A 17,011-nucleotide genomic window follows, 5' to 3' on the forward strand; every position below is an offset into this window, starting at 1 on the left:
GATTACTCGGATTCAAACTTTTCCGCAGCATTGAAAGTTTGGCGTATATCTAAACTGCGTACATACATGGATTTTTTGCCTGTGCGCAGTTTAGACATTCCTTAATTTGAGCCCCTATTTAGAGCGCCTTTAGACTCAAAAGATTTGAGGATGATATTGGGTAAAAAAGTAAGCAATACCAATATTAACGCACACACTATATACATCCAACGTACTGAATAGGCAGTTACAAAACTTGCAGCTGGTTTTTGTTTTTGAACAAAGTCATAAAACTCCGGCGTGTCTTGCCCCTTGATATATTTTGCTTTTATATCGCCTGCAAGAGATTTGAGATAATCATCCTCAAGCTGAGATAAAAATTGGTCATACTCTGCACTGGCGATTGGTGGGTCAGGCTCATCCTGACTAGCATCCGAATATGTCACGCCGACCGCACCCGAGTTGTTATTATCATTCATTGGCCAATACCCTACCCGTTTATTCGCCGAATTGAAGCGTGGCACAGGCACTTTTGTCGTTCCACCAACGCCCACAAAAACAAAGTTTTTCCCAATCTGTACGCCACTTAAGTCCTGTTTTATCGTGACATTTACTCTGGGCGCTTCATCACCATCGGTAAAAAACAGCATCTGCGCAGGAACATTCAATGAATCAAATACATTCTCCGCTGCCTTTACACCAAAACTCAGGCGACTATTACCTTTCCAGGCCATGCGCCACTCCAGGTGTGAAATGGTGTCGGTAATCACATCATAATTCGCGCACACTTCTAAAGGCGTAATCAGCAAGGCGACGTTATCGGAAGCAAAAATACCCACACTGATATAAGTACCGCATGAAGAAGTCTCTACGATTTTTTTCATCAAATGTCGCGTGTAAGCCAATCTACTAGCTGCTTGGTTGTTCAGTTTCTCATCTTCGGCATTCATACTTTGTGACACATCTGCCACCAATAAGTAATTATGTACCTTTTGTTTTAACTGAATCTCTGGCTTGACTAGCGCCAATGTGAGCAAGGTAATTACGCCAATATACAACGCAGTTTCATAGTTATTCTTAATGAATTCAATGGTTTTTTTCATGGCAAACCAATCGGCAAGTTACTCAACTCCATTGTTGACTGATCTTTAGGAGCAGCTTTCATATTGTTAAACATAACAGAATTCAGCAAACTTAAATTGAATTTTGCAGGCAAGGATTGTGGGGATAATCTTAACGATTGTTCATAGGCGATTTTGGCTTGCGAGTAAGCATATCGTGCTTCATCTTGCAGTGTGCCATCATCGTTAATCCTGCGAATCAAGCCAAAAATAAACAAATTATTGCCGATGTTATATTGAATCTTTGCCTGTTCCGTTAGGCTTGGTGACGTATCCAATAGCTGGCCGTAAGTCTGCACAGCATGTTTGTAATCTCCCTTTTTACCTTGGCTATAGGCCGCCGCAAACTTTTGCAAATAAGGATAAGAGGCATCCGTAATCTGCTGATCTGATTGAATCGCGCGATTCACTTTGACGATCTTGTTGTATTGGTAAGCCTCATAGAGGCCACCAACCAAACCTATTACCAGCAACAATCCAAAAACGATATTGCTTTTATGAATAGTTTTTACCATGAATACACCTTTAAATTTTTGAAAATCAATATAAAAACACCGAGTATGAGCGAGAAAATAATCAGGTCACGTGAGTAGTCATGTCCCGGAATATTCACGGAATATTGAATGATATTTTTCTCTTTTGAATCGATGTATTGCAATGCAGACTGCAAGGTGGCTGGGTTATCTGCTTCAAAAGCTTTGTATTTTATTTTGATGGATTTGAAAAATTTATCTAAAGCAATGGCATCAGGAACGCTATCGTCTGGATAAGTTTGTTTAGTAAAAATACTAATATCATCAGGCTCACGCAGCACAATCCAGTAGAAGTTTAATTTTTTACCGCTTAACTCTTCAGTGATTGTTCGCTTAACGCGCGGACTCAGCTTACCTGCACCATCGGATAGCAAAATAATGGCACGTGAGCCAGAGCTTTGAATATCATCAAAAAGTGTGACGGCTTGTGTTACACCCGCCCCAATATTGGTTTGATTAATCGCTGGTCCAGTTGCTGCATTGATGGCAGAGTGAATCGCATCGATATTGGTGGTGATTTTCATACCATATAAAGATGAATTGGTGAAACCAACCACCCCCATCATGTCATCAGGACGCGAATCGATAAACCGGGTAATCAGTCGTCTGGCAGCGGCAGATTTAATCTCTGCAGCACGGCCACTATTTGATTGGCCGGCAAACGGATGGTCCATACTCACGCTGCGGTCAATCACAAAAACCGTTTGCGCGCCTTTGCCGACTTTCAGTACTTTTGTGCTTGCCCCCTGTGGCGATGCCAAAGCCAGAATCAGGCTAAGTATGGTAACGGCAATCATAGTTTTCAAAACGTAATTGGCGATATCTGAAAGCCTGTCTACTGGAATGATTGGCAGCCATGAATATATCTGTCCTTGATGGCTTTTGAACCAGAACGGAATCAATGTAAGCGGCAGTAAAAGCAACACCCATGGATGCAAAAGCGTCATTTGACACCTCTTTCACAGTTTCTGAGTGTCTTGCTTAAGTTGATTAATTCATTAATCAGCTGCTCGCTGTTTTCAGCGTGGTCAGAAAACAATGCTGCATTTGAACGCTCAAAGAAACGAAGAATCTCTGCTTTCTGTGAAGTATAAGCCGGGTTAGCCGATACAAAATCGTTCACATCACTCGCAAATAGATTGGCACCATGAATTTTATTAAAGGCCTGATGCATATAAAGCAAAGCTTTTTGCTCATTAGCCTTATTTTTATTCAGTTTCTTGATTTTTCGATGTGCCTGAGCGAAAGCGCCGTTCATAAATGGCAGCCATTGTTTATCTGCGTTGATGTAAATAAGCCCAATCAAGCCAGTAACAAACATGGCAATCAACACGATTAGCCTGGTTTTATGCGGATTTAAATCGATTAATGTCGGCTTGTGTTGCGGTTGAACACTATCTTTTGCAGACTTGAGGCCAGTTGGCACCAGTGATGCCTGCCAGAAACGCCATGCGGGAATATTGATAGAAACCGGAGTTGATGTGTTAGCTTTTCCACCAGTCACTTCAATGTGTTCTGCAGGCAACTGCATCACACTTGGTTTGGCTGAATAACCGAATACTTGATAACTTAACTTGATTTTATAAGTGGTTTTTTCGTCATTGGTTTTACTGTCTATCTTGATATCATTCAGCTCAACCCCATTTTGATTGGTGCCTTTTACTGGAAATGCGTTTTTGCTGATTTGATAGGGTTTTAATACCTCTATTTCAATTTCCCTGCTGAGCAAATCCCCTATTTGGACACCAACACTTTTCGATGGATTAATGATGTTAACAATGCTGGCCTCAGACTCTTGTGCTGCCAAGCATGGATTCATCAAAGCAAAAGTCCCGAACGCAGCAGTCAAAAACAGCATTTTTTTAATTATATTTTTCATAGGCTCATATATTCTTCAAAATAATGTGATACGGCATCTGCATCGAATCGGTCACTGACATAAAGCGCCTGCGTATCAAACCTAGCAAACAAAGCCTCCAATGTCTGCTTGCGCTCAACAAACGCCTGCTCAAACTGCACACGTACCGCTTCCCTAAAGAAGATGCTGCGGCTTAAGCCGGTTTCCGGATCAATCATGTTGCCGAAACCAAACTTGGGCAGCTTTTTATATTCGTGTTCATCCCATAAGACTATCGGCACAATCTGATGCGCTGACATAGCATTAAAGGCCTGTTCGATCAGATGTATCGGCATATGGAAATCCGATATCCAGAACACCAGGCCTTTGTGCTGGCTCAGGTACTGCGGCACTTCCAGGATGCCTTCAGCACTGATGCGTAACTTTTGGTAGTTGGTGAGTTGCTCGATCAGCTCAAAGGATTGGTGGACGTGATGACTTAACGGCAAGGTGAGTTCTTCTATCACTTGTTCGTTATAGGCAATAAAGCTGAATAGATCACTCATCTCAAAGGCGGAGTAGGCAATGGAGGCTGCGATTTCTTTGGCAATATCCAGTTTTCTGGTTCTGCCCTTGAACTGCATGGAACTGGAACAATCGCATACGGCAAAAATCGGTGTGGTGTTGTCTTGGTTGAACAGCTTTACCTGTATTTGTTCATATGGGTCGCGCAAGGTCTGGCGCAAATCGATGCGCCGCACATCCGGATGGTCTACCAGCGACAGGTTGCCTCTGTACTCAAACCCCAGGCCGCGTTGCGATCCGCGGTGGTCGCCGGAATGCACGCTGCTGGACTTCCAGGGGATCTGGTAGGTAAATGGTTTTGCGTAGGCCGGAATCATGCGGCTTTAGCGAGTGCTGGCACTGCAACAGTATTCAGGATTTGTGTCGTGAACTCACGTGCCAGTTGTGTTCTGCGGTTTTCATACATGGCGTTAAATACCAGGCGATGTGCGATCAGCTCATGGAACACGGCGTGAATGTCTTCTGGGTACAGACTATCGCGGTTTTGCAGCCATGCATTGACGCGGGCCGCTTTCAGCAGCATGCCCATGCCTCTTGGGCTGGCACCGGTGTGAATCAGTCTGTTCACATCGACGCTGTCCATTTTGATGCCATATTTTTCTGGGGATTGAGTGGATTCCCATAAGTCCAGTGCGTAGTCTTCCATGGTGCTGCTGGCTTTGATATGGCTTTGCAGAATGTCAGAGAAGTTATTCAGTTGATCAAACTGCAAGACATTGGATTCCACTTGTTTGGTCAGGTTTTCTGCATGCTGGAACTTGAGGTTGAACATGAGGGATTTTCTGAGTTCGCGATCGGCTGGGATATCAATGGGGATTTCCATCATAAAGCGGTCACGTGCAGCAGAAGGGATTTCAAAAGTTTCGTTTTTTTCGACCTGGTTACGGTCGGCAAATACCACCATGTGCGGTAAACGATACTCCCTTTTAAAGGCGCTGATATGGCGTTCTGCCATGACACGGAGCATCAAGGCATGCACTTGTGGTCTGGCACGGTTGATTTCATTAAAGAAGAAAACGGATAGATTCTCACCGGCGCGTAGTAGCGGGCCTTCGTCGATCTTGGGGCGGCCGTCTTCACCTAAGTAGGTGTGATAGATCAGGTCGTTCGGCATCAGGTCTACCGTGCCTTCGATACGTTCGTAAGCACCACCGATACAGCGGGCGATGGATTGCAGCAAGGTGGTCTTGCCAACCCCGACGCCACCTTCCAGCAATACGTGGCCACGCGCAAAGATGGCAGTGTTCATGAGGCGAATGGCTTTGTCCTGGCCGACGATGACTTTCTTGACTTCACTCTCTAACTTCAACGCGTGACTGCGCCAGTCTGTGAGTTGAACATCGGTAGTTACAATATTCATAGATTTCCTATTTAAAAAAATATAAAGTACAAGGTCAGCTTAAAGTTGCATCTAACCAACTTTTGCGATAGTATTCAGACAGGTCTGTTCACTTATTTACAGTCTACTGCAAGAGTTCTGGAAATTGCAAGTAGTTTTACAAGTAAATTTTTAGAGGTAATTTACATTGAACCAAGCGCATCATTTTCAACATGACAGCATTAAGCACACGTTAGTTAATCAGCTAAGTTCTTTAAGATTTTTGCAGGCTATCAACGTCTTTAAAAAACGCTCTAACGCTGCTCTAATGGGGCTTTCCAATCAGTTGAGCCAGTGGAACGCGGATAGAGTTTCCGTCAAAAACATGCATGGGCAATCGCAGAATTTGTCTATCGAAGATGTGAGTTCGCTAAAAGAAATTATTCATTCCGCTATAAATAAGGCCACTGTAAAGTGTCCCGAAGTATTTTTAGACCAGATGCTTTTTTTAGCCGTTGGCGCCATACAAGTGCAATCTCAAACTGGTTCTGACAGAGCGTGGAAATTGGTGAATCATTCCATAGAAAGCCATTTGCACGCTCAAAAAGAGGGTCGAATGATGTTGGCAGGCATTGTCACTACGGCATTTGCTGTGTGTTTAAGTGTGATGACAATGACCAATCATCAAGTGAAAATGAATAATTTTGCACAGCCTATTAGTCACCAACTGCAACCCTCGCCTGTTGAGTTAACAACAGGTGTTGCAGACCCTGTGACCATTAGCACCTTGCAGCTTGCGTATCACAAAATGAAAAACGGCACTTGCCAATTACCTCAGGCAGCGATGTTGCAGCCCGAACAACGGCAGGCATTTTTGCTGTTTGTTAATAAAGGTGTCATTGAAGTGCAGCATGTGGAAAATTTAAGGCTGGCTTTAGGTTATGTCAATTGTTTATATCCGCAAGAATTGATGCATCCGCCAGGATTAATGCATGCTACAACTCGTTTGTAAGTGTAAAAGTTAGAACCAATTTGCCTAGAATAGGTTTTATAAGGAAATAAAATGAATATGAATGAAAAAATACTCGCAACAGCAACCAGTCTCTTTGAGTCTAGGGGCATTCAAGCCTCTGGAGTCGATACAATCATTGCAGAGGCAGGCATAGCCAAAGCCACACTTTACAAGCACTTTCCCAGTAAAAATCTACTGATTACCGCTTACTTAAGAGATAAATCGGATAAGTTTTATGAGTGGTTGAACTCAAGACTGGTATCAAAAAAAGCCAACTCGATTGATATACTGATTTCACTATGTGAACTCGTTGAGTTATGGATTGTGACGCCTGAGTTTCATGGATTGCCATTCCATATCGCCTCAGTAGAATTCCCTGACCCAGAGCACCCGATTAATCAATACTCCGCTGTATTAGCGGTTGAATTACAAGGCTATTTAACAAAGATTGCGGAAACTGCTGGTGCGAAAGACTCTGAAGCACTTAGTCAGCAACTCACTATTCTTTTTGAAGGCGCTGCACTCTTGGAAAGATTAAGCCCAGGCTCAGGTGCCGCTGAACGCGCAAAAAATGCAGCTATCACTTTAATAAAAGCATCAATATAGATATGAGCGGAGATGCTTTATTCACCGCACCTTTCCAGGAAAAACCTTAAATGGCTTTATTGATGCTTACTTTAGAGCTTAATGAAGATTTGCTATTAAGGTGTTTGTTGCCTGAATATTTGTAATACAGCCTAATACTTAACAATATGACTAATACAGCCGCGTAGTAAAACGGCTCGGTAACATCTTTTTTAACCAGCCACCAGAAATGCAAGATAGCCAAAATAGCGATTAAATAGACCACCTGATGCAGTTTTTTCCAGTTCTTTTTCAGGCGTTTAATCATGAAATTATTCGAGGTAATGGCTAGCGGAATGGTCAGCATAAAGGCCGTAAAGCCGACAATCACATAAGGATGCTTAATAATGTCCTTCACAATGTCCGACCATAGGAACGAATAATCCAGCCACACATAAGTCGTTATATGCAGACAAGCATAAAAGAACATCCACAAACCAAGCGTGCGCCGAAGTTGTATTTGCCATACCTGCCCTGTCAACAAACGAATTGGTGTCATGCTAAGTGTGATTAACAGGAAAGCCAGCGCCCAAGTACCTGTGGAACGCTCAATAAATTCTACCGGGTTTGCGCTTAAATCATCATGGACACCTAGCCAAATGAGTCGTGCTAACGGCAATAGTGCGCACACCCATATCGCCATTTTTACAAAAATAATATGCTTATTTTTCATTGGGTTAATTTAAATACATCTTAAACAACATTAATATTTAAAAGTTTTTATTTAAATCTAAACCTGCGTACATTTGTCCTACTTGTTCGCTGTAACCATTGAACATCTTGGTTTTGATACGGTCAGCAAATAAGCCGCGGCCAATAGGTTTTTCAGAAGATTGTGACCAGCGCGGATGATCAACATTAGGATTCACATTTGCGTAAAAGCCATATTCATTTGGCCCAGCTTTTACCCAGGTAGTTAATGGCATTTTCTCTACGAATCTAATCTTTACAATGGCTTTTGCGCCTTTAAAACCATATTTCCAAGGCGTTACTAAGCGCACTGGCGCGCCATTTTGATTAGGTAAATACTCACCATACAAACCTACGGCTAATAAAGTGAGTGGATTGATGGCTTCATCCATACGCAAACCTTCTGTGTACGGCCAATCCAATATCGGTGAGCGTACACCGGGCATTGTCAAAGAATCGTTGGCGGATATGAATTCAATATATTTAGCGTTGCCAGTGGGATCAGCCCATTTCACCAGGCTGGCTAATGGCAAGCCAACCCATGGAATTACCATTGACCAGCCCTCAACACAACGCATGCGGTAAATACGCTCTTCTAAAGGGGCTAATTTAAGCAGGTCTTCTATGCTGATACTTTTGGCTTTTTTAACATGCCCTTCTATGCTAATCGTCCACGGACGCGGTTTAAATAGCACCGCCTCAATCGCAGGATCGCTTTTTCCTGTACCAAATTCATAGTAATTATTGTAAGTGGTGATGTCTTTATACGGCGTGAGCTGTTCACCGGCGCCATAAGCAGTTTTACTATAACCGTTTATTTTTTGCCCGGTGCCTGCTTTAAAAGCAACTTTTTCTGCTGCTAACGTCTTACCCGATAACAGCAAGGCAGAACCTGCCGCCAAAGCGAAACCAGCTGCTTTTAAAAAGCTGCGTCTATGTTCAAACACCTCGCGGGGTGTAATTTCAGATGGCTGAATATTGCTGGGATTGCGTTTAGATTGATTCAGAATAATCATGAAATATCGCCTTAAGTTAACTGGTTTGATAAAACGCTGTCGAATTAATACCGATTAGTCGTGATTACTTGAAATTCCTTACACTTTATTACTGGTTTGAATGCATTAACTTGCTACTTATTTTTGAGTATTTACTTTATTAAGTGAATCATCAATTTCAGCAATTAAATCATTGTCACCGATACTTTTAGCTATCCTTTCAGACTCGGCTAGTAAGCTTTTGGCCGCCGCCGCATCACCCATCGCTATTTTAGTTTGTGCCAAACCCATATTGGCTTTGGCTTCGTAATAAGCGCCGCCATTATCTTTAGCAAACTGTATCAACTTCAAATAAGCCCTCTCGGCATTTTGATACTCTTTGGCCGCCGTATAAATGCGCCCCATTTCCATGCTCGCGTTAGCATTCTGGTCTAAGGTGCCCGACCTTTTTTGCAGTAAAGTAGCTTTAACTTGATGCTCAATCGCCAAATCATGCAGACCTAATGTGCTATAGGTATTGGCTAACCTTTCGTAACTATCTGCGCGCTCACCATCATTCATGGCTATTTTTTCACCCTCTTTATAGCTTGTTAATGCAGCATTAAGATCACCACTTAACGCTTGAGTTTCGCCGATTAAATTGTAATTAATATGCGAAAACTTCTGATTTTTTTCTTGCAAACAGAGCGCTAAACTTTTGTTATAGCTAGACATTGCTGCATCGTATTGCTTGTTTTGTTTATGTAAATTACCGATTAGCAAATGCGAAATAATTTGCTCAAACGGCTCTTTTGATTGTTTGGCACCCAATTCCAATGCGCTTAACGCTTCCTGATAATTGCCTTGCGCGCCTAACGCCCGGCCTTTGCACAACAAGCCTTCTCGACTGTTCGCATCTGACTTCAATATATCAGTTGAAATACTGATCGCTTTACTGATGTCTCCTTGATTTAATGCCTGTGCACAATTGGCATTCTTCTCAGAAAGCTCGGCTGCGTTTAAATTTAATGTAATTAAAAACAATAGGATAGGTAATTTTTTAAATGTAATTTCTAGATTCATATTTGCTTTTTCAAAATAAGGTTTTTTGAATATCCATTGAATCTGACGTATCTTCAATGGCATTAGTTGCTTGCTCTACTGTATTTAAATCACGGTTATCCGATAATAATTGCAAAAGTCCTGCTTCATCAATAACCGCTACATTCAAGCTTAAGGCTTTTTCTAACTTACTACCCGCCTCTGCACCTGCAACGACGTAATGTGTTTTCTTAGAAACGCTGCCAGTCACTTTTCCACCAGCTGCCTCTATCAAGGCTTGTGCCGCATCGCGCGATAGGTTCGGCAATGTGCCGGTTAATACGAATGTTTTATCCAATAATGCGCCTGTGGCTTTTTGTTTGCCGGCATTTTCCGGCCAATTTACGCCCAGCGCACGCATAGAATCAATTACTTCGCGATTATGCGGTTCAGACAGAAATTGCAATACAGAATCAGCCACAATCGGCCCAACATCATTCACTTGCAACAATGCTTCAGTGTCTGCATTCAATAGAGCTTGCAGATTGCCGAAATGCAGGCTCAAATCTTTCGCCGTCGCTTCGCCCACATTGCGAATACCCAGACCATAAATAAAGCGTGCCAGCGTGGTTTTTTTACTTGTTTCCAGCGCATTAATCACGTTTTGTGCAGACTTTTCTGCCATGCGCTCTAAGCTGGCTAATGTCGATATGTCTAGCTTGTAAATGTCATCCAGCGATCTAACCAAATTAGCTTCGACCAATTGGTCAGCCAGCTTTTCACCCATGCCCTCAATATCCATGGCGCGGCGTGAGGCGAAATGTGTGATCGCTTGTTTGCGCTGTGCAGGACAGATTAAACCGCCTGTACAGCGTGCGACGGCTTCATCTAAAGGTCTTTCAATATGTGAGCCGCATTCCGGGCAACTGTTTGGCATAACAAATAACTGCGTATTTAACGGACGTTTATCCAAAAGTACAGAAACCACTTCTGGTATCACATCTCCTGCTCGCCTGACGATGACGGTGTCACCGATACGAATATCTTTGCGGCGCAGCTCATCCTCATTATGCAAAGTTGCATTGGTGACCGTCACACCACCGACAAATACCGCTTTCAGCCTTGCTACTGGCGTGATTGCGCCTGTACGACCAACTTGCACGGTAATATCTTCTACCAAGGTTCGCGCTTCTTCAGCAGGATATTTATGTGCAATTGCCCAGCGTGGTGCACGTGAAACAAACCCCAGTTCATTTTGCTGATTGAACTGATTGACTTTATACACAACGCCGTCAATATCAAATGGTAAGCCAGAACGCTTTTGTCCAATATCGGCGTAATAATCCTGCAAACCAGCAGCACCTAACTTAACCGCACGCAATTCACTGACAGGAAAACGCAAACCCGTTAAATAACCCATCGCTTCTGCGTGAGATTTCAGTGTCGGCGTGCCAGTTGCCTCGCCTAAACCATAAGCGAAAAAATGCAGCGGGCGTGTTGCTGTAATTTGCGGATCAAGCTGGCGCAAACTGCCTGCAGCGGCATTGCGTGGGTTAGCGAATAGTTTTGCACCTATTTTTTCTTGCGCAAGATTCAAGCGCTCAAAATCACGTTTTAGCATAATCACTTCACCGCGTACTTCTAATAACTCTGGTGGGTTTGGTGTGGCTAATTTGGTGGGAATCGCGCGGATAGTGCGTAAATTATGCGTCACATTTTCACCCGTGTAACCATCACCACGCGTTGCGCCTTGTGTTAATACGCCATTTTCATAGGTAAGCGTGATGGCTAAACCATCAAACTTAGGTTCAACCGCATATTCAATCTGTTCAACACCCAAACTTTCGCGGATGCGCTTATCAAAAGCCCAAAGCTCATCAGTGCCGAATGCATTATTGAGAGACAACATGGCTTGACGATGTGTGACGCTGCCGAGATTGCTTACTGCACTACCGCCTACTCTTTGCGTAGGAGAGTCTGCAGTAATTAACTGGGGGAATTGTTTTTCTAAATCAACCAGCTGACGGTATAAGCCATCATATTCGCTGTCTGTGACGGTTGGCGCATCCAACACATAATATTGGTAATCGTGCTGCGCGATTATTGCAGCAAGCTCGGCTACTTGCTGACGGGCGGTTTCCAAAGTAACCATGGGCAAAAACTAATTGAAAAGGCGCATGCTTGCTGGGCTTCCTGGCATGACACCACGCGCTACCATCGTTGCATGAATGACTTTAAGCTGCTGCCGGATTTTTTCTATCTGCAAATCACCCAATGGCTTTTGATTATCATCAACCAAGCTTGCATTCAAACTGCTGCTGAGCTTTTGTGCAACTAAAATCATTTGATTAAACGCTTGTTCACAATTCGGTACTTTGGGAATTTCTAATTGGAAAGTAATGGCTTTTAGCACGCTATTGCGTAAACTTTCCGCCGTAAATGCTTGATTGTTAGCCTCTATCGCAGTAAATAACGGTGATTTATGGGTAGTATCCTGATAATAAAACTTACCATCATCGCCTAGTGTCATGCCATTCGCTTCAGCTAAACCTCTAAATTTGGTGCCGTGAATCGGTGCCTCAGCTTGTGCGATATGGATGTTAATCAACTGATCCACTTCAATGCAGAACTGATCAATTTCAATCGCACGCTGCACCACATCACCACTGCCCTGCCATTCAACATGCGCATTTAATTCCAAGCCCATATTCTCAACGGCAAACTGGAATTTATTCAGCACATTTTTTGCAGCAGGACCGCCTCTGTCCGCAAGCTGTAAGCTACAAGTCGCCTGTTTAAATGTTAAGGCGCTAACGTCAACCTGTAATGCATCGTTCGTCTCTACCAAATGCCATTTATCATCGTCATCAAGTCCATATATCAGAATAGGCAAACCAATGTCATCAATACTTGCAGCCATATCGTATAGGGATTGGTAGCTGATATTTTTATTTGCATACAAAATTGCAGTTAAATCAATTTGTGGATGTATGCCATTAGGTAGTTGCGCTGGTGTGTAATCAATTTCACCTGATTTGTCTTCATCAGGCTTTTCAATTACAGACTCTATGCTGGTTACTTGATTTGCAGGAGCAAAATTTAAAGGGTGTTCGTTATCAGTATGAGCCGCTAGTTCATTTCTGGCCGTTTCGTTCAATGCTGTTTCTAGCGTAGCTTCATTCAATACAGGGTCTTTTAAAGGCGCTTCTTTTAAAACGGTATCTTCTAACACCATGTTTTTAAATACAACCTCTTCAGAGCGCGCTGGTAAGTCGGCAGACTCTTCAAATACAGGATGTTTGATTTTATGTGAAACCTCAGCCAGCTCCTTTTCTACAAAAGCATCAGTGTCGATATAAAAATCTTCGGCCAGCACGTCTTTTTGCGGCACTATAAATTCGTTTGAGACTTGTTTATGCAATTTTCTTTCTTGCAGCCAATTGTATACAACAACGCACGCAATGATAAACACACCCAAAATGATTAATATAATTTGTAAATCTGACATATTTTTAAAGCTTACTATTTTAAAAGTTAAGGTTTTTTCGGGTTAAGTTTTAATTAAAACTCTGCATCCAGATAGATTTGAGCAAGTAACCATTGTCTGTGGAAATCAGCAATAATTCAAGCAAACATCGCGGCATTCAGTGAATGAACGGATGTTTTCTGTACATTTATTACTTATTTACGTATTAACTCTGAAAACTCAGTGCCGCCTCGATATCCACATCTACAATGCGCGAAACGCCTGATTCCTGCATGGTAACACCAATGAGTTGCTGCGCCATTTCCATGGTTACTTTGTTATGGCTGACAAACAAAAACTGTGTTCTTTCACTCATTTTTTTGACCATGTGGCAGAATCGCTCGGTATTGCTATCATCCAGCGGTGCGTCCACTTCATCCATCAAACAAAATGGCGCGGGATTTAATCTGAACAATGCGAATACCAAAGCCAGCGCAGTTAACGCTTTTTCACCACCGGATAACAGCTGAATAGTCGTATTCTTTTTGCCTGGCGGTTGCGCAAATACTTGCATACCTGTATCTAAAATCTCGTCGCCCAGCAACTCCAGCCGGGCTTGGCCGCCCCCAAATAAAGTGGCAAATAATTCGCCAAAGTTTTGATTAACGGTATTAAATGTATGCATCAGTTTCTCGCGAGTTTCCTTATCAATTTTGCGAATAGCATCTTCTAAGGTTTCAGTCGCCTGCTGCAAATCTTGCATCTGGCTATCCAGGTAAGTCTTACGCTCAGTTTCGGTCGCCAATTCTTGAATAGCGGCTAAATTAACAGCACCTAAAGCTGCAATCTCTTGCTGGATTTGATTGGATTTACGCACTAAATCGCTTGTTTTAGCATTTTCTGCCAGATTAACTGACAATTCCTGCTCATTCTGCCCACTTTCCATCAAACCTGCCTGGCACTGCTCAAAGCCTAAACGCGCCTGCTGTTCATTTAAGCGGCTTTGTTCTAAAGCATCGCGCAATGGATGTAGTTGCTGTTCGTTTTGCATGCGCGTACGTTCAAAATTCTGCAGCGCTTGCTCTTGTTCCACCAAATGATTACGCGCGACCGCCAAAACTGCTTCAGACAACTGCTTGCGATTAACAGCCTCAACAAGATTCGCTTTTAACGTTGCCATTGGTGTTAATTCCAACACTTGCTCCGCTTCACTTTTACGCAATTCAAAAGCGATTTTTTCTTCACTATTAACATTAATTTTATTATTTATCTCAATGATTTTATTGTTAATTAATTTTAAATTAAAACCAATTTCCTGATGCTTTTTTTCGGCTGACTGTATAGAGTCGCGCGTTGAAAAATAAGACTGATCAGCCTGCTTTTTTGCCGCATCATCATTGTTTTTCACCAACTCAAGTACATGAATATTTTTTGTTAAGGCCTGCAGCCCTTTTTGCTTAAGCGTTTTAGCACTCATTAGCTCTGCCAATTTGGCTTTTGCATTGGCAATATCTGCCTGAATATTTTTTTCCCGCTCAAGCGCGGTTTGACGCACTTGTTGCAGTTTAGATAACTCAAGCTGTAATTGATGCTGTGTTTGCGTGGCAGAACGTAGCTGAGCGCTTTCTTGCTGTTGTTGCTGGCGTGCCTGCAATAAGTTATTTTCTGCATTCTTTAAGGATACATTTAACACCTGCAAGTCCGCTTGCAGGCTGGGTAATTTACTTTGCAACTGCTCTAGCTGCGCTTGTCGCTCTAAAACGCCGCTTAATTGCGTATTTTCTCCATGAAACACTACGCCGTGACTACTAAACACGTCGCCTTGCTGATTAACCAATGTTTCACCAGCTTTTAATGCTGAAATAGCTTTATTTTTGATGCCGCTATTTTGTTCATCAATTGTAGCCAGCAAGTATGTTCCTGCCAGCCAATCCTCTAAAATGGGCCGCAGATCTTCGTCACACGCTTTAATCGTACTCATTAACGGTATTAGATGCGCGTGTTGCCTTGCTGTTGACGGCTCAACTGTAGTCGCATTAGCTGCCTTATAGCCCATCGCTAAAAAACCAGGCGGTCTGTCATTAATCGCATTTTTATCCGCAATCAATGCATTTAATTTTGCACCTAATACCGCTTCTAAAGCCACGTTCCAAGCATCATCCACTTTAACCTTTTGCCATAGCCGCGCATTGTTTTTTAAACCATGTCCTTGCAACCAGCCATCCAGCTTGCCCGCTGCATTTAACGATTGCTGCATTTTTTGCAATGTCTGCAACTCAGCTTCTGCCTGATTACTGGCACGTTGTGCTTGAGTTTGCTGATCCCGCAACTGATTGATTGTGGTTTGCAATGCTGATTCATCAGCTACAATTTTTTGTACTTTCTGTTCAATATCATGCACATTCTTTTGTGCCTGCTGTAAAGCTAGCTCACTGTTCTTTAGTTGCGTTTCATCGGGTATTATTAAGCGTGAAAAATCAGCTTCAAAGCGTTGAATACGTTGCATATTTTCAGCAACACTTTGCTCTAAATAGTGAATGCTGCTACTTTCAATTTGAATTTTTTGTTTGGCATCCAGTAAAGCTTGCTGACTTTTTTGCGTGGCTGCATTGGCCGCTTTAAGCGTTGCCTGCTTTTCCGGTAAACTCAGTTTTAATGCATCCAGTGACTGTTGTGATTGCTGCTCAAGCGCTGCGGCCGCTATTAACTCATTATTGAACTGCACTAAACTTTCTTGCAAAGCGCTACTGGCAATTGCGTTGCGTTCCAGCGATTGCGCCAGTTGTTGCAGCTGTTGCGTCATACGCTCACGCGCCTCTGTGTTTTGCCTGACCTGATTTTCGAGGTTGGAAACCTCGGCATTGGCTTCATAATACGCGGCTTGTGCAGTATTAATGCCTTCAGAAGCCGCATAATGCGCTTGTCGGCTTGCTTCTAAATCTGCTTCGCTTTTTCGCAAATCGGCCATTTGCGCTTCCAGTTGATTCACCAGCTTTTCGACTTGTCGCTTGGTTTTCTCCCACTCCGCACTGGCATCGCGTTTCTTTAACAACCACAACTGACCATCCGCCAGTTTATAAGCGGTTTGCAGTGCATGATATTGTTGCGTAACAACCGCTTGCGATTCTAGTTTAATAATTTGCTTTTGCAGTTCGCGGCAAATATCTTCTACTCTGGTCAGATTTTCACGCGTATCACGCAAGCGCAATTCCGTTTCGCGGCGACGCTCTTTATATTTACTGATACCAGCGGCTTCTTCTAAAAATACCCGCAACTCTTCAGGCTTAGCCTCTACAATGCGTGAAATCGTGTTTTGACCAATGATTGCATACGCCCGCCCGCCAAGCCCTGTACCTAAAAACAAATCAGCCACATCGCGCCTGCGCACAGCAGTGTTGTTAATGTAATAAGTCGAGCCTTTTTCTCGCTCAATTATGCGCTTGACGCTAATTTCTGCGTATTGGCTCCATTCACCACTTGCACCACCTAGGCTATTATCAAAAATCAGCTCTACACTGGCGCGTGATATGGGTTTTCGATTAGATGAACCATTGAAAATCACTGCATCCATCGCATCTGCACGCATTTCTTTGGCAGAGGATTCGCCCAGCACCCAGCGCACCGATTCCATGACGTTAGATTTGCCGCAACCATTCGGCCCAACAACACCCACGCGCTGACCGTGCAGATGAATGGTGGTTGGGTCTACAAAAGACTTAAAGCCGGCAAGTTTTAAATGAGTTAAACGCAAAAGTGAGTATGGTAGTCTAGATTAAATAGTTTGGTTTTATTAGGGTATTAACTTGTTTATACGTGTTTTACTTTATATGT

General features: G+C 43.0%; 14 protein-coding genes. 2 read left to right on the forward strand and 12 right to left on the reverse strand.

Features of this window, described 5'->3' with window-relative positions; all coding sequences use genetic code 11:
- Positions 1 to 101: 101 nt before the first annotated feature.
- Genes K370_RS02580 through K370_RS02605 form a run of 6 tightly spaced genes read right to left on the reverse strand, consistent with a single transcriptional unit; the run spans position 102 to position 5,415 of the window.
- Positions 102 to 1,082 (reverse strand): vWA domain-containing protein, encoded by a 981-nt coding sequence (locus tag K370_RS02580; RefSeq protein WP_047537886.1) that lies wholly within the window; start codon positions 1,080 to 1,082, stop codon positions 102 to 104.
- Positions 1,079 to 1,615 (reverse strand): hypothetical protein, encoded by a 537-nt coding sequence (locus K370_RS02585; RefSeq protein ID WP_047537889.1) that lies wholly within the window; start codon positions 1,613 to 1,615, stop codon positions 1,079 to 1,081. Before K370_RS02585 ends, K370_RS02580 begins: the two co-directional genes overlap by 4 nt.
- On the reverse strand, positions 1,609 to 2,580 hold the full coding sequence (locus tag K370_RS02590) for a vWA domain-containing protein (RefSeq protein WP_047537892.1): 972 nt from the start codon (positions 2,578 to 2,580) through the stop codon (positions 1,609 to 1,611). Before K370_RS02590 ends, K370_RS02585 begins: the two co-directional genes overlap by 7 nt.
- Positions 2,577 to 3,512 (reverse strand): hypothetical protein, encoded by a 936-nt coding sequence (locus K370_RS02595; protein WP_047537895.1) that lies wholly within the window; start codon positions 3,510 to 3,512, stop codon positions 2,577 to 2,579. The genes K370_RS02590 and K370_RS02595 overlap by 4 nt, the downstream gene beginning before the upstream one ends.
- Positions 3,509 to 4,372: a DUF58 domain-containing protein gene (locus tag K370_RS02600; protein WP_047537898.1), complete on the reverse strand. Its 864-nt coding sequence runs from the start codon at positions 4,370 to 4,372 to the stop codon at positions 3,509 to 3,511. Before K370_RS02600 ends, K370_RS02595 begins: the two co-directional genes overlap by 4 nt.
- A complete protein-coding gene (locus K370_RS02605; RefSeq protein ID WP_047537901.1) occupies positions 4,369 to 5,415 on the reverse strand; it encodes an AAA family ATPase in 1,047 nt (348 codons plus the stop codon). Before K370_RS02605 ends, K370_RS02600 begins: the two co-directional genes overlap by 4 nt.
- Positions 5,416 to 5,701: 286 nt before the next feature.
- Between K370_RS02605 and K370_RS02610 the strand changes: the two genes are divergently transcribed.
- Both K370_RS02610 and K370_RS02615 read left to right on the forward strand, forming a co-directional pair.
- Positions 5,702 to 6,385 carry a hypothetical protein gene (locus K370_RS02610; RefSeq protein ID WP_235272664.1) on the forward strand — a complete coding sequence of 228 codons (684 nt, stop codon included), beginning with the start codon at positions 5,702 to 5,704 and terminating at the stop codon, positions 6,383 to 6,385.
- A 51-nt stretch (positions 6,386 to 6,436) separates the two neighbouring features.
- Positions 6,437 to 6,991, forward strand: coding sequence for a TetR/AcrR family transcriptional regulator (locus K370_RS02615; protein ID WP_047537905.1), 555 nt, complete (start codon positions 6,437 to 6,439; stop codon positions 6,989 to 6,991).
- A gap of 46 nt (positions 6,992 to 7,037) precedes the next feature.
- Here the strand turns inward: K370_RS02615 and K370_RS02620 are convergent, their stop codons facing one another.
- From K370_RS02620 to smc, 6 genes are all read right to left on the reverse strand, one after another.
- A complete protein-coding gene (locus K370_RS02620; RefSeq protein WP_047537908.1) occupies positions 7,038 to 7,682 on the reverse strand; it encodes a sulfite oxidase heme-binding subunit YedZ in 645 nt (214 codons plus the stop codon).
- A 37-nt stretch (positions 7,683 to 7,719) separates the two neighbouring features.
- Entirely contained in the window at positions 7,720 to 8,715 is a 996-nt protein-coding gene (gene msrP / locus K370_RS02625) for a protein-methionine-sulfoxide reductase catalytic subunit MsrP (RefSeq protein ID WP_047537911.1), read from the reverse strand.
- A gap of 117 nt (positions 8,716 to 8,832) precedes the next feature.
- Positions 8,833 to 9,756 (reverse strand): tetratricopeptide repeat protein, encoded by a 924-nt coding sequence (locus tag K370_RS02630; protein ID WP_047538872.1) that lies wholly within the window; start codon positions 9,754 to 9,756, stop codon positions 8,833 to 8,835.
- 10 nt (positions 9,757 to 9,766) lie between these two features.
- On the reverse strand, positions 9,767 to 11,866 hold the full coding sequence (gene ligA / locus K370_RS02635; protein ID WP_047537914.1) for an NAD-dependent DNA ligase LigA: 2,100 nt from the start codon (positions 11,864 to 11,866) through the stop codon (positions 9,767 to 9,769).
- 9 nt (positions 11,867 to 11,875) lie between these two features.
- Positions 11,876 to 13,222 carry a cell division protein ZipA C-terminal FtsZ-binding domain-containing protein gene (locus K370_RS02640; protein ID WP_047537917.1) on the reverse strand — a complete coding sequence of 449 codons (1,347 nt, stop codon included), beginning with the start codon at positions 13,220 to 13,222 and terminating at the stop codon, positions 11,876 to 11,878.
- 184 nt (positions 13,223 to 13,406) lie between these two features.
- A complete protein-coding gene (gene smc, locus K370_RS02645; RefSeq protein WP_047537920.1) occupies positions 13,407 to 16,931 on the reverse strand; it encodes a chromosome segregation protein SMC in 3,525 nt (1,174 codons plus the stop codon).
- Positions 16,932 to 17,011: the final 80 nt, after the last annotated feature.

The sequence above is a fragment of the Methylotenera versatilis 7 genome (assembly GCF_000799165.1).
GTDB lineage: Bacteria > Pseudomonadota > Gammaproteobacteria > Burkholderiales > Methylophilaceae > Methylotenera_A > Methylotenera_A versatilis_A.

Coding starts and splice junctions, on each gene's coding strand:
- K370_RS02585 (WP_047537889.1), bottom strand. CDS start 1,615: ATGGTAAAAACTATTCATAAAAGCAATATCGTTTTTGGATTGTTGCTG.
- msrP (WP_047537911.1), bottom strand. CDS start 8,715: ATGATTATTCTGAATCAATCTAAACGCAATCCCAGCAATATTCAGCCA.
- K370_RS02620 (WP_047537908.1), bottom strand. CDS start 7,682: ATGAAAAATAAGCATATTATTTTTGTAAAAATGGCGATATGGGTGTGC.
- K370_RS02630 (WP_047538872.1), bottom strand. CDS start 9,756: ATGAATCTAGAAATTACATTTAAAAAATTACCTATCCTATTGTTTTTA.
- K370_RS02590 (WP_047537892.1), bottom strand. CDS start 2,580: ATGACGCTTTTGCATCCATGGGTGTTGCTTTTACTGCCGCTTACATTG.
- K370_RS02580 (WP_047537886.1), bottom strand. CDS start 1,082: ATGAAAAAAACCATTGAATTCATTAAGAATAACTATGAAACTGCGTTG.
- ligA (WP_047537914.1), bottom strand. CDS start 11,866: ATGGTTACTTTGGAAACCGCCCGTCAGCAAGTAGCCGAGCTTGCTGCA.
- K370_RS02640 (WP_047537917.1), bottom strand. CDS start 13,222: ATGTCAGATTTACAAATTATATTAATCATTTTGGGTGTGTTTATCATT.
- K370_RS02600 (WP_047537898.1), bottom strand. CDS start 4,372: ATGATTCCGGCCTACGCAAAACCATTTACCTACCAGATCCCCTGGAAG.
- K370_RS02615 (WP_047537905.1), top strand. CDS start 6,437: ATGAATATGAATGAAAAAATACTCGCAACAGCAACCAGTCTCTTTGAG.
- K370_RS02595 (WP_047537895.1), bottom strand. CDS start 3,512: ATGAAAAATATAATTAAAAAAATGCTGTTTTTGACTGCTGCGTTCGGG.
- K370_RS02605 (WP_047537901.1), bottom strand. CDS start 5,415: ATGAATATTGTAACTACCGATGTTCAACTCACAGACTGGCGCAGTCAC.
- K370_RS02610 (WP_235272664.1), top strand. CDS start 5,702: ATGGGGCTTTCCAATCAGTTGAGCCAGTGGAACGCGGATAGAGTTTCC.